12 protein-coding genes are annotated in these 12,845 nt (G+C 41.1%); 2 read left to right on the top strand and 10 right to left on the bottom strand.

Features of this window, described 5'->3' with window-relative positions; genetic code table 11:
* Positions 1-31: 31 nt before the first annotated feature.
* Positions 32-1,642 (bottom strand): bifunctional phosphoribosylaminoimidazolecarboxamide formyltransferase/IMP cyclohydrolase, encoded by a 1,611-nt coding sequence (gene purH / locus Q1K78_RS07520; RefSeq protein ID WP_300176223.1) that lies wholly within the window; start codon positions 1,640-1,642, stop codon positions 32-34.
* A 280-nt stretch (positions 1,643-1,922) separates the two neighbouring features.
* On the opposite strand from purH, the gene zntR reads away from it, so the two are divergent.
* Positions 1,923-2,342, top strand: a complete 420-nt coding sequence (gene zntR / locus Q1K78_RS07515) for a Zn(2+)-responsive transcriptional regulator (RefSeq protein WP_300176285.1) — start codon at positions 1,923-1,925, stop codon at positions 2,340-2,342.
* An 89-nt stretch (positions 2,343-2,431) separates the two neighbouring features.
* Positions 2,432-2,740 (top strand): hypothetical protein, encoded by a 309-nt coding sequence (locus tag Q1K78_RS07510; protein ID WP_300176220.1) that lies wholly within the window; start codon positions 2,432-2,434, stop codon positions 2,738-2,740.
* 133 nt (positions 2,741-2,873) lie between these two features.
* On the opposite strand, the gene fis is transcribed toward Q1K78_RS07510, so the two are convergent.
* The 9 genes from fis to Q1K78_RS07465 form a co-directional block, all read right to left on the bottom strand.
* Complete coding sequence (gene fis, locus Q1K78_RS07505) at positions 2,874-3,170, bottom strand: DNA-binding transcriptional regulator Fis (RefSeq protein WP_005421285.1); 297 nt, start codon at positions 3,168-3,170, stop codon at positions 2,874-2,876.
* Positions 3,171-3,192: 22 nt separating this feature from the next.
* Positions 3,193-4,161 (bottom strand): tRNA dihydrouridine synthase DusB, encoded by a 969-nt coding sequence (gene dusB / locus Q1K78_RS07500; RefSeq protein WP_300176282.1) that lies wholly within the window; start codon positions 4,159-4,161, stop codon positions 3,193-3,195.
* Between the two features lie 195 nt (positions 4,162-4,356).
* A complete protein-coding gene (gene prmA, locus Q1K78_RS07495) occupies positions 4,357-5,241 on the bottom strand; it encodes a 50S ribosomal protein L11 methyltransferase (RefSeq protein ID WP_300176207.1) in 885 nt (294 codons plus the stop codon).
* A 116-nt stretch (positions 5,242-5,357) separates the two neighbouring features.
* Positions 5,358-6,701, bottom strand: a complete 1,344-nt coding sequence (gene accC / locus Q1K78_RS07490; protein ID WP_300176204.1) for an acetyl-CoA carboxylase biotin carboxylase subunit — start codon at positions 6,699-6,701, stop codon at positions 5,358-5,360.
* Positions 6,702-6,712: 11 nt separating this feature from the next.
* Positions 6,713-7,171, bottom strand: a complete 459-nt coding sequence (accB, locus tag Q1K78_RS07485; RefSeq protein ID WP_300176201.1) for an acetyl-CoA carboxylase biotin carboxyl carrier protein — start codon at positions 7,169-7,171, stop codon at positions 6,713-6,715.
* A 30-nt stretch (positions 7,172-7,201) separates the two neighbouring features.
* The gene (gene aroQ, locus Q1K78_RS07480) at positions 7,202-7,651 is read right to left on the bottom strand and encodes a type II 3-dehydroquinate dehydratase (protein WP_300176198.1); all 450 of its coding nucleotides are present in this window, start codon (positions 7,649-7,651) and stop codon (positions 7,202-7,204) included.
* Between the two features lie 458 nt (positions 7,652-8,109).
* Positions 8,110-10,059: an acetate--CoA ligase gene (gene acs / locus Q1K78_RS07475; RefSeq protein WP_300176195.1), complete on the bottom strand. Its 1,950-nt coding sequence runs from the start codon at positions 10,057-10,059 to the stop codon at positions 8,110-8,112.
* Positions 10,060-10,263: 204 nt separating this feature from the next.
* Positions 10,264-10,905 carry a 3'-5' exonuclease gene (locus tag Q1K78_RS07470; RefSeq protein WP_300176192.1) on the bottom strand — a complete coding sequence of 214 codons (642 nt, stop codon included), beginning with the start codon at positions 10,903-10,905 and terminating at the stop codon, positions 10,264-10,266.
* Positions 10,906-10,908: 3 nt separating this feature from the next.
* The gene (locus Q1K78_RS07465) at positions 10,909-12,741 is read right to left on the bottom strand and encodes a putative nucleotidyltransferase substrate binding domain-containing protein (RefSeq protein ID WP_300176189.1); all 1,833 of its coding nucleotides are present in this window, start codon (positions 12,739-12,741) and stop codon (positions 10,909-10,911) included.
* Positions 12,742-12,845: the final 104 nt, after the last annotated feature.

Below are 12,845 nucleotides of genomic sequence, written 5' to 3'. Positions count from 1 at the left end.
TAGAAGCGAAGCGCTCTCGTTACTGTCTTTCCTAGTGGCGGAAGTGACGCATACCCGTAAAGATCATCGCCATGCCATGTTCATCGGCAGCAGCAATAACTTCATCATCACGCATTGAACCACCCGGTTGGATAACACATTTAATGCCAGCTTCTGCCGCTGCATCAATACCATCACGGAATGGGAAGAATGCATCTGATGCCATTGCACAGCCTTCAACAACTAAACCTTCGTCAGCGGCTTTGATACCTGCGATTTTTGCAGAGTACACGCGGCTCATTTGACCGGCACCGACACCGATAGTCATGTCACCTTTAGAATAAACAATGGCATTAGATTTCACGTATTTTGCTACTTTCCAACAGAACAATGCATCTTTTAATTCTTCAGCCGTTGGTTGGCGTTTAGACACAAATTTAAGCTCATCTTCCGATACCATGCCTTGGTCACGGTCTTGAACCAATAGGCCGCCGTTAACACGCTTAATATCAAATTCCGTCGTTTTTGTTGACCATTCGCCACACTCAAGTAAGCGAAGGTTTTTCTTAGTCGCAATAATTTCAATGGCTTCAGCAGAAACAGAAGGAGCAATAATAACCTCAACAAATTGACGCTCAGTAATTGCGGTTGCCGTTGCAGCATCTAATTCACGGTTAAATGCGATGATACCGCCAAATGCTGAGGTAGGATCGGTTTGGTAAGCACGGTTATAAGCCTCTAGAACATCTTTACCTAATGCGACACCGCAAGGGTTTGCGTGCTTAACAATGACACATGCTGGTTCGTTGAACTCTTTCACACACTCAAGAGCGGCGTCAGTATCAGCGATGTTGTTGTAAGAAAGTGCTTTACCTTGAATTTGACGAGCAGTCGATACTGACGCTTCTTCAGGATTAGCTTCAACATAGAATGCAGCAGCTTGATGACTGTTCTCACCGTAGCGCATGTCTTGTTTTTTCTCGAACTGTTGGTTGAACGTGCGTGGGAATTTAGACTCTTCATCAGCCTTCTTTCCTTCTTCATCAAGTAGAGAGGCACCGTAAGATGAAACCATAGTACCGAAGTAGTTTGCGATCATGCCATCGTAAGAAGCCGTGTGCTCAAATGCAGCAATTGCTAAATCAAAGCGAGTTGCTTGAGTCAGTGATTTGTCGTTAGCGTCCATTTCAGTAATTACGCGATCGTAATCGTGAGCATTAACGACAATAGCAACGTCTTTATGGTTTTTAGCCGCAGAGCGAACCATTGTTGGACCACCGATATCGATGTTCTCAACAGCATCAGCTAGAGTACAGCCTTCTTTTGCTACGGTTTCAGCGAATGGATAAAGGTTAACAACAACAATATCGATTGGGTTGATGCCGTGTTGCTCCATGATGCTATCATCTTGACCGCGACGACCAAGAACACCACCATGTACTTTAGGATGAAGAGTTTTAACGCGGCCATCCATCATTTCTGGGAAGCCAGTGTAATCAGATACTTCTGTTACAGGGATATTTTTTTCCGCAAGCAGGCGAGCAGTGCCGCCAGTAGATAGAATATCTACACCACGTTCAGTCAGTGCTTGAGCAAATTCTACAATACCAGTTTTATCAGATACGCTAATCAGCGCGCGACGGATCGGACGTGGGTTATTCATTGCTACTTTCTTCCTTTAGAATTAAGTTAGGATTTTTGCCAAAAATGAACTTGTTCTGTCTATCATTCTTATAAAGAAAGCACACAGCAATTGGCCAGTTTTGGGAAATACCCTAATAAAGAGTTAAGCGCGAAACATCACATCTACGTAATAGCGCATATTCTAACTAAAGTTAAACAAAAAAGCTCCCGCAATCGTTTGCATTCTTAAGAAAAGATGCCATTTCTGTTAAAAAAGAATGAGAATAAGGTCAAATGAAGAGGAATAAGAGTTCATGAAAATGTATTTAATTGGTGAATTGGCAAAGCGATGTAATGTAACCAGTGATACGTTACGGTTTTATGAAAAAAATGGATTACTTATTCCGTCGGGAAGAGGCAGTAGTGGCTATCGTCTTTATAATGAAGAAAACCTTACGCAAATTCGTTTCATTTTAAAAGCAAAGCAATTAGGACTGACGTTAGATGAGATCAAGGAACTACTTGCCATTCGTTTAGAGGCAACGAAACACAGTTGTGCAGAGGTTAAATCTATCACTCAAGCTAAATTAGCGATCATAGACGAGAAGATTGCACAGCTAACGGATATACGTACCGCATTGAAAAGTATTAATGATGCGTGCTGTGGTCATATTGATGATGATGCCTCACATTGCTCGATACTTTCGGCCTTGGCGGATTTAGAAGAGAAAAAAGTGTAATTTATTATAACTGTTTATTAAAGATGTTGATAAAATGGTCGATAACTAATGTATAAGAATACGAGCAAAAATTAGGTGAGAGCCAATTAATGGAAAAACAATACGTAATGAAATTGCTTTCCGCTCTGAAAGTTATCGATAGAAAAATCAGTGAGCAAGGCAAAGCAGTAATGGAGCTTGATGCTCGTATTAAGCGTATTGAAGCTCAGAACGCCAAGATCGCTAAAATGATTGATGGTGTTGGTGCTCAAGGTTCGAGTACAGCAGGAGCCTCAGCTGATTTAAGTGAACTTGATGAGCGTTTGAAAGGAATTGAAGAGAAAACAGCAAAAGCAATAGAGCTTATTCGCTCAGGTGCTGGCGCTGGTGGTGGTAAGAAACGAGCTTGGCCGCCATAGTAGAATAAGAGATTTAAAAGCCGATATTACAGATAATGTAGTGTCGGCTTTTTTGTGTTTGTCGATTTATAACAGGCATAAAAAAAGCAGCGTTAATTGCTTAACACTGCTTTAAGTTGTTTATAAGGCGTGATTAGTTCATGCCGTATTTTTTAAGTTTCTTACGAAGCGTACCACGGTTGATACCCATCATATTTGCTGCTTTTGTTTGGTTGCCGCGAGTATGCTGCATGATCATGTCTAGTAGAGGTTGCTCTACTTCAGCTAATACTAATTCATATAAGTCGTTAACTTCTTGACCGTTTAGTTGGCCTAAGTAGTTTTTCAGCGAAGCCTTAACAGAGTCACGTAGTGGTTTCTGAGTAATTTGGTCTTGTGCTGTAACTGTTGTAACTGTTAATGCTTCTGAAGTCATAGATTGATCGAACATATTCTGTTTAGCTCTTCTGTTATTATGATGCAACGTGGTCGAAATAGCTTTCAAGCTGCTGAAGTTGCTGATGGGCATCTTCAATAGCATTAAAGCCGCGGCGGAACTCATTTGCTTGCTCATGCTCTTTTAAGTACCAACCCACATGCTTACGAGCAATGCGGGGGCCTAAAAACTCACCATAAAATTGGTGAAGCGCATGAACATGGCCAAGTAAAGTAGCCTTCACTTCTTCAATTGGAAGAGGTGGCATGAGTTCGCCCGTTTCTAAATAATGTTGGATTTCTTGAAAAATCCATGGCCTACCTTGTGCAGGACGGCCGATCATTAAAGCGTCTGCGCCGGTGTAATCAAGCACAAAGCGAGCCTTCTCCGGCGAGTCGATATCACCGTTCGCTATAACCGGAATAGAAATCGCTTCTTTTACCGCTTTAATGTTGTCGTACTCAGCATTACCGTTGTACATACAAGCTCTAGTACGCCCATGGAGCGCTAAAGCTTGAATGCCACACTGTTCTGCCATTTTTGCAACCTGAACACAGTTTCTATTGTCTGGATCCCAGCCTGTACGCGTTTTCAGAGTAACAGGAACGTCAACCGCATTCACAACTGCCAATAAGATCTCTTCAATCAAATCTGGTCGTTGTAGAAGCGCTGAGCCTGCAAGCTTCTTATTCACTTTTTTAGCAGGGCACCCCATATTGATATCGATGATTTGCGCACCAGTTTCAACACAGTATTGCGCTGCTTCCGCCATTAACTTTGGATCAGCCCCTGCAATTTGTACCGAGCGAATACCAGATTCACCTTCATGTACCATGCGATTTTGGGACTTAGATGTTTTCCACAGTTTTGGATTAGAAGACATCATCTCGCTCACAGCCATGCCTGCGCCGTAACGCATACATAACTCACGAAAAGGTTTATCAGTTACACCAGCCATAGGAGCAACGATAAGATTGTTCTTTAATGTATATTTACCTATCTGCAAAACATCCACACACGTTTGTGCCAGCAAGGGCGCGCATTTTACGCATTTTTTGTTCATCTGAAAAGACCAAATTTTGAGCATTTACAAATAGTTTATGCAATTTGTTTATATTTCAGTCAATTAGACGGTTTTATGCCTCAAATTTAGTATTGAGGCATTGAAGTTTTTTCTAGGAAGAGTAGGTCCGAGAGGATATTATTTCTTAATTCCTGAGATTCTGCACCATTCTTGCTGCTCTGCAATTGCATCAAGAGTGAAGTTCTCAGAGTAGTATGAAGCCACATCAAGCGCTTGAATATCAAGTACACCAGACATCGCTAAGACACCCTTAGGTTTCACATGAGCGGTAATAATACTTGAAAGCTCACGTAAAGGGGCTGCAAGAATATTAGCAACTACAACGTCTGCAACAAGGTTTTCTGGCTGGTCTTGAGGTAGGAATAACTCTAATTGGTCAGCAACACCATTACGAGTCGCATTGTCTTTTGAGGCTGTGATCGCTTGAGGATCAATATCGATCCCTACTACTTTCGCAGCGCCTAGTTTAATCGCGGCGATCGCTAAGATGCCAGAACCACAACCAAAATCGATGACTGTTTTACCTTTAAGATCGATACTCTCTAACCACTCAAGACAAAGTGCGGTTGTCGCGTGAGTTCCTGTACCAAAGGCAAGGCCAGGATCAAGCATGACGTTAATCGCGTCTGGCTCTGGGATTTCACGCCAGCTTGGACAAATCCATAAGCGCTCACCAAATTTCATTGGGTGGAAGTTATCCATCCATTCACGTTCCCAGTCTTTGTCTTCTAACTGTTCAACTTTGTAAGCAAAGTTATCGTCTAGAACGTTACTTGCTTTCAACTGTGTAACCACTAAATCCATGTCGGTTTCTGCATCATAAAGAGCAACAATATCCGTTTCTCCCCATAAACGAGTTTCTCCTGGAAGAGGTTCGAAGATAGGGACATCTTTTGCATCTAAAAATGTTACGGAAAGAGCACCAGTCTCTTCCATTAGCATGTCACTGATTTGTTCAGCATTTTCAGATGTTGCGTTTAGTTTTACTTGAATCCAAGGCATGGGGATCACTTTGTTTAGTTGAAAATATCGGCGAATTTTACCATAGAAAAAGGCCGTGAGTGTAATCACTCACGGCCTTTATTTTTTTCTTTAACTTAAAGAATAAAATTGGCGTCTTATTGAAGGCCTAATTTTTTCTCAAGGTAATGAATATTCGCACCGCCGTGTTGGAAGTTTTCATCGTTCATAATATCTAAGTGTAAAGTGATATTAGTATTGATGCCTTCAATAATCATTTCGCTTAATGCGTTCTTCATACGAGCGATAGCAACATCGCGGTTCTCACCGTAAGTAATTAGCTTACCGATCATTGAGTCGTAATGTGGTGGTACTGTGTAGCCTGTATAGATGTGAGATTCCCAACGAACACCCATGCCACCTGGTGCATGGAAACTTGTAATCTTACCTGGTGACGGTAGGAAACGAACAGGATCTTCTGCATTAATACGACATTCAATTGAATGACCACTAAGCTTGATGTCATTTTGAGTAAATGAAAGAGGTTGACCTGCCGCGATGCGCAGTTGCTCTTTGATTAAGTCGATGCCCGTCACCATTTCGGTAATCGTGTGTTCAACTTGAATACGAGTATTCATCTCAATGAAGTAGAATTCACCATTTTCATATAGGAATTCAAACGTACCGGCACCACGATAAGCGATATCAACACAAGCACGCGTACAACGCTCACCAATATATTTACGCATTTCTTCAGTAATACCAGGAGCCGGAGCTTCTTCAACTACTTTCTGATGACGACGTTGCATAGAACAATCACGCTCACCAAGGTGAATCGCGTTGCCTTGACCATCTGCAATAATTTGAACTTCGATGTGACGAGGGTTTTCAAGGAATTTTTCCATGTAAACCGTGCCGTCACCAAAACACGCAGTTGCTTCTGCACGTGTCATTGCGATAGCTTCGATTAGGTCTTTTTCTGCACGAACAACGCGCATACCACGACCACCACCACCACTAGAGGCTTTGATGATTACAGGGTAGCCAATGCGTTTTGCAAATGATTTGTTTCTTGCTTCGTCATTATCTAGCGGACCATCAGAACCAGGAACACAAGGTACACCAGCTTTCTTCATTGAAGTAATCGCTGATACTTTGTCACCCATCATACGGATAGTTTCTGCTTTAGGACCAACAAAGATAAAACCTGAACGCTCAACTTGCTCTGCAAAATCAGCATTTTCAGCTAAGAAACCGTAACCTGGGTGAACAGCAACTGCGCCTGTTACTTCCGCAGCACTGATGATGCGAGGAATGTTTAAGTAACTGTCAGCACTACGAGCAGGACCGATACAAATGGTTTCATCAGCAAGCAATACGTGTTTTAAGTCACGGTCAGCCGTTGAGTGTACAGCAACGGTTTTAATGCCAAGTTCTTTACATGCTCGCAAGATACGTAGTGCAATTTCACCACGGTTTGCAATAACTAATTTATCTAACATAGAGACCTCTATTATTCGATGATAACAAGAGGTTGATCAAACTCAACCGGGTTACCGTCTTCAGCAAGAATTGCGGTAACTACGCCTGACTTATCTGCTTCGATTTGGTTCATCATTTTCATCGCTTCAACGATACATAGTGTATCGCCAGCAGTGACTTGTTGGCCAACTTTTACAAATGGTTTTGCATCAGGGCTTGAAGCGCCGTAGAAAGTACCAACCATTGGAGAGCGAACTTTATGACCAGCAGATTCAACGGGTGCTTCAATTGCTGGAGCAGCGACAGGGGCAGCGATTGGAGCTGCTACTGGTGCAACAGGAGCAGCAAATGGTTGCATAGGCGTTAGTTGAGCCATAGGCGCTACCGCACGGCTGATGCGTACCGATTCTTCACCTTCAGAAATCTCAAGTTCTGCAATGCCAGATTCTTCAACTAGTTCGATTAGTTTTTTAATTTTGCGGATATCCATTGTGTAATCTCTTCTGTTTATATTCAGTGATCAATTTGAACGCAGACGCTTTATCGCTGCATTCAAAGCAAATTCGTAGCCATCAGCACCTAATCCACAAATTACACCAACCGCTTTATCTGAAAGATAAGAGTGGTGGCGGAAAGGTTCGCGTGCATGGACATTAGATAAGTGTACTTCTATAAAAGGAATACCAACCCCAAGCAATGCATCACGTAAAGCGACACTCGTATGAGTAAACGCTGCTGGGTTGATGATAATGAAATCAATACGCTTATAAGCATTATGGATAGCTTCAATCAACTCATATTCACGATTAGATTGTAAATGCTCAAGTTCAATATCCAATGAATTGGCGTGAACGGTTAAAGCGTTAACAATTTGTTCTAAATTTTGACTGCCGTAATGTGCCGGCTCTCGAAGGCCTAATAAATTAAGGTTCGGACCATTGAGAACTAAAATTCGCGATTGAGTAGACATTGTGATGCTAAATTCCTTGTTTTTACGGTTAAAGTAAAAAAAACACATCTTTTATAGTAGATTTGATGAGCTTTTGCAATTTTTGTCTTGCGAATGATCATAAAAAGCAATTATAGACAATATCACAGCAAATCGCAGCAAAATACTGGTCTTATCAGCTCTAAGTTGCATTGTTTGCTTAGGCAATAAAATATATTTTGGCTAAATTATGATAATTAGAACTGAAAGAGATAAGTTAAGTTCAGTTATTTTATCTGTTAGTTAACAAATACTTCTAACGTGTGGAACAATTATACAGTTTTTAATTTTGTTTATTAGCAGAGAGAAAGGAAAGAAATAAAAGTTCTGTCAATTTGGGCTAGAAGTCACAAGAAAAAAGCCGTTATTAAGGATAATAGCGGCTTTTTTCATTCATAAGAGTTTTTACTCTATCGGTTGGTATTGACCAATCTACTTATTTAAGCGATTTTTCTTTGTTCTTCAATTAGTTTATCAACCACGCTTGGATCGGCCAGTGTGGAGGTGTCTCCTAGATTAGAGGTATCACCAGTGGCAATTTTACGAAGAATACGACGCATGATTTTTCCTGAACGTGTTTTTGGTAATGAGTCGGTCCAGTGTAAGAAATCAGGGGTGGCAATCGGTCCAATTTCTTTTCTTACCCAATCTTTTACTTCTTTATGCAGTTCAGCACTTGGTATTTCACCAGAGTTTAGCGTGATGTAGGCATAAATGGCTTGTCCTTTAATATCATGAGGAACGCCAACAATCGCGGCTTCTGCTATTTTATCAAAAGCGACTAAGGCTGACTCAACTTCAGCGGTTCCCATTCGGTGACCAGACACATTGAGCACATCATCAACACGACCTGTTATCCAGTAGTAACCGTCGTCATCTCGTCGAGCGCCATCACTGGTGAAATACATGCCTTTAAAGGTTGAGAAATAGGTTTGTTCAAAACGCTCATGATCGCCATAAATAGTACGCATTTGTCCCGGCCAAGAATCGGTAATAACTAAGTTACCATCAGCAGCGCCTTCAATAAAGTTACCCATGTTATCAACCAAAGCAGGTTGAACACCAAAGAATGGTCGAGTTGCCGATCCTGGTTTTAATGCGGTTGCACCAGGAAGAGGAGAGATTAAGATCCCGCCAGTTTCAGTTTGCCACCACGTATCAACGATTGGGCAACGAGCATCACCAATGGTGTTGTAATACCATTCCCATGCTTCAGGGTTAATTGGCTCACCTACTGAGCCCATGACTCGTAATGAGGATCTTGATGTGCCTTCTACTGCGTCATTACCATGAGCCATTAATGCTCGGATAGCGGTTGGGGCAGTATAAAGAATATTTACATTATGTTTATCAACCACTTCACTCATACGGCTAGTGCTTGGGTAGTTTGGTACACCTTCAAACAGAATGGTTTTTGCGCCATTAGCGAGAGGTCCGTAGATTAAATAAGTATGGCCAGTGATCCAACCTACATCAGCGGTACACCAAAAGACTTCGCCTTCTTGATAATCAAAAATGTATTTAAAGGTCATTGTGGCATAAACAAGGTAACCACCTGTGGTGTGTAATACGCCTTTTGGTTTACCTGTTGACCCTGAGGTATAAAGAATAAAAAGAGGGTCTTCTGCGTTCATGGCTTCTGGTTTACAATGCGCAGATGCTACGGCTGTTGCTTCATGCCACCATACATCGCGTTCTTCATTCCAATCAATATCATTACCGGTGCGTTGGAATACAACGACTTTTTCAATGGTTGTTACTTCAGGGTTATTTAATGCATCGTCGACGTTTTTCTTTAGAGGTACGGTACGACCGCCACGAACGCCTTCATCGGCGGTAATCACGACTTTCGCATCTGAATCAACGATTCGACCCGCCAATGCTTCTGGAGAGAAGCCACCAAAGACAACAGTGTGAACCGCACCAATACGAGTACAGGCAAGCATGGCAACGGCGGCTTCAGCGACCATTGGCATATAAATACATACCACATCACCTTTACGTACGCCTTGGCTTTTCAGTGCATTAGAAAATTTACACACTTGTTCGTGCAGCTCATTGAAGGTAATTGATGCATCATCTTGTGGATCGTCACCTTCCCAAATAATAGCGACTTCATCACCACGGGTTGCAAGATGGCGATCAATACAGTTTGCAGAGACATTTAATTCGCCATCTTCAAACCATTTGATATCTACGTGGCCAGTATCAAAAGACGTATTTTTTACTTTAGTGTAAGGAGTCATCCAATCGACTATTTGTCCATGTTCGCGCCAAAAACCTTCAGAGTTAATAACGGACTGCTGGTACATTTCACGATATTTATCTTCATCTGCATGGGCATTTTTTACGATGTATTGATTGACTGGGTATACGTGAATGTCACTCATGTTTGTTCTCCTTGTGAATACAGCAAATATCCTGTTGGTGTGTCGCTGGATTTTATGGCAGCACCTTCATTGGTTCTGCTTTTTTATTAGTAGGGTTGATAGTACTGTCGGTTAGAAATGGCTTTTCAACAATTAGACTTTAGTCAGAGAAATAAGGGTTGACTGAATTTTCAGAGCAATGAGTGTTGATTTTTGAGAGGCAGATCAGTAACGGTGAGCATTTCGTATTTTAGGTAGATCAGGAAAATCGCCATAAGTTAAGCGAACATAAATTAGGGCTGCGGCAATCGCATCTTCAAGTGCGTCATGGCGCTCTGCCTGTGGTAGGTCTAAATGTCGGGAGATCGCGTCAATACTGAGGTCGTAATACGCGTTAGGGAGTAATTTTTCTAATTTATGATGATATAGGTAACTCACCTCAATTAAGCGGTTTGGTAGAGGGTGAGATAAATGACGCAAACAGACACGGTCTAATATTTTTTTATCATAGCGAATGTGATAACCCACGATGGGTCTATTGCCAATAAATTGAATAAGTTGAGTGATCGCTTCTTTTTCTGAAAGGCCATGGGTTAAATCTTGATGGCGAAGGTGATGAATTTTAATTGAATCGGAGGTTAAACTTTGTGGAGGCGTCAGTTTTAAATGAATCGTTTTACTGGTTAATATTCGATTATGTTGAATTTTAATGGCTGCAATAGAAACGATTTCTGCGTGATTTGGGTCAAGGCTGGTGGTTTCACAATCAATAGAGACCAACTCATCTCCTTGGTATTGGTCAAAAAGGTTGTGATGAGGGTGGTTGGGTAATTTATATTGCCACCATAATCGTTGCAGAATGTTCATTGGTTAATCCCTTATTTGATAATGGTAGCCAAGCCATTCTTTAAATTTCTTCACGACATGTAAGCTATGACGCAATAAATCTCGCTCTGTTCTATCAAGCTGTTCAAGATGAATGTAGTTAGATTGTCTATTTCTACTCTCTTGTAGTTGATGACGAAGTCGCCATTTAAAAAACAGTTTTAACGCTTCTGTTAAATTATCTGCTGTCGAGTGTTCTAATACATTACGCTGATTTAACTCTTCAATGCGTTGGAAGGTATTGGTTTTTTCTATGCCTTGCTCTAAGGATAGTGCGCGAATACCGTGAACAATTGGGAAAATCCCACCTTGTTTGATATCGATCCCTTCTTTTTTCTTTTTTACTTTTCCGAATAGAGTTAATGGCACAATAAATTGCAATGCAGGGCGGACAAAGATACTGAGTGCGAGCTCATTTTCTTGCATCTTCTGAGTTAATAAATGTTTTAGAGGAGAAAGTAATTGATGATTTCCCGCAACGGCATGAGCATCCGATAAAATAGCAAGGTGCATCATGTTTTCACCGTTATATTCGGTGCTTAATTTGGTGATGTAATGTTGCCATTCACGTTCAGTTTTTACCCAATGCGCATTGCTGACCATGATATTCCCTTTGCATAATGGATAGCCTAGCTGCAGCAGGGTGTGAGTGAACTTCTTCATCAGTTCATGGCATTGATGCCACTCCAATCCTTCTTTAATGATTAAGGCATTGTCTTGATCGGTTTTAAGAATTTGTTCGCCTCTTCCTTCTGATCCCATCACGATCAAGCAGCAATGATCATGCAGACTTTTAGGGACGATCAAACTAAAGGCTTTTTCTATAATCTGTTCATTAACGGTTGAGATAAGCTCCATAATAAATCGGGTACGAATGCCATTATTCATTAAGGTTTCGATTAACTGTGTTTGACTGTTGGCAGCAATTGCTAATTCATCAATGCTTTGCGCTCGGGCAATACGCAGTGTTAGCACATGAGAGTGAGTAGAAAAAAGACTCAATACTTGTGTCATGTCCAACATGCCGATCAATTGATCCTTTTCCAACACGGCAACTCTTTTTATATGGCGGCGAGTCATTAGTGTCATGGCGTTAAAAAGGTAATCATGCTTTTGAATATGTACGATTGGGTAGGTGGCAATTGGCCCCACAGGATGATTGGGTTGGTGGTTATCGAGAACTAATGCGTGCAATAAATCGGTACGAGTAATAATGCCTATGGGGAGTTGATGTTGATTTGCTTTATGCCTTGGATCATATTGGTTGAGTTCGACAAAGAGGGCGTCGACATTATGTTCTTTAAGTAAATGGGTCACCTGTTTTAATGAGGTATTCCAATCAACAACTAAACTGGGTTGAATGGTTTCGTTATCTATTTTGGTGAGAATAAACTCCGCTAAGTTTTGCTGTTGATGAGCTTGAGTGAGAAGTGCCTTACGGGTTGCCAAGCTACTGTTAAAATAGGCAGAAAAATCTTTATTATCATGATAAATAGAGGTAAAAATATCACGAGGAATAAGATGGCATAAGGTGTCTTCAAGGGCGTGATAGCTGTGTTTTACAGACTGCTCTAATTGAGATCTAACATCAAAAATATCATCATTAGTGTAGTGTGCATAAACCTCACCGCTGTCATTAGAACGTTCCTCCGCAACGCCTTTAATTATGATGAATAAGCTCTCTGTTGATTGCCCTTCATGCAAAATAATATCACCGGAACGAAAATAGATTATATCAACATGCTGGGCGAGTAGATTTTTCTGTTTTACCGTTAGAAGATTGAATGGAGCAATTGAGAAATTGAGTTCACTTGGCATAACCCCATCCTTTCATAATTATTTTATCTGATTTTCCCCAAAAATTAGATAAGAATGAAGACGACTTTAGTCTAGGATTTTCATAAAAGGTGTGAAATTTGAAG

This window comes from uncultured Aliivibrio sp., from assembly GCF_946479765.1.
In the GTDB taxonomy this organism is placed as follows: Bacteria; Pseudomonadota; Gammaproteobacteria; order Enterobacterales; family Vibrionaceae; genus Aliivibrio.
Note: the sequence above shows the minus strand (reverse complement) of the source record. Positions and strands in the feature narration are given on the sequence as shown.

Coding starts and splice junctions, on each gene's coding strand:
- Q1K78_RS07465 (WP_300176189.1), bottom strand. CDS start 12,741: ATGCCAAGTGAACTCAATTTCTCAATTGCTCCATTCAATCTTCTAACG.
- zntR (WP_300176285.1), top strand. CDS start 1,923: ATGTATTTAATTGGTGAATTGGCAAAGCGATGTAATGTAACCAGTGAT.
- Q1K78_RS07470 (WP_300176192.1), bottom strand. CDS start 10,905: ATGAACATTCTGCAACGATTATGGTGGCAATATAAATTACCCAACCAC.
- prmA (WP_300176207.1), bottom strand. CDS start 5,241: ATGCCTTGGATTCAAGTAAAACTAAACGCAACATCTGAAAATGCTGAA.
- acs (WP_300176195.1), bottom strand. CDS start 10,059: ATGAGTGACATTCACGTATACCCAGTCAATCAATACATCGTAAAAAAT.
- aroQ (WP_300176198.1), bottom strand. CDS start 7,651: ATGTCTACTCAATCGCGAATTTTAGTTCTCAATGGTCCGAACCTTAAT.
- accB (WP_300176201.1), bottom strand. CDS start 7,171: ATGGATATCCGCAAAATTAAAAAACTAATCGAACTAGTTGAAGAATCT.
- purH (WP_300176223.1), bottom strand. CDS start 1,642: ATGAATAACCCACGTCCGATCCGTCGCGCGCTGATTAGCGTATCTGAT.
- accC (WP_300176204.1), bottom strand. CDS start 6,701: ATGTTAGATAAATTAGTTATTGCAAACCGTGGTGAAATTGCACTACGT.
- Q1K78_RS07510 (WP_300176220.1), top strand. CDS start 2,432: ATGGAAAAACAATACGTAATGAAATTGCTTTCCGCTCTGAAAGTTATC.
- fis (WP_005421285.1), bottom strand. CDS start 3,170: ATGTTCGATCAATCTATGACTTCAGAAGCATTAACAGTTACAACAGTT.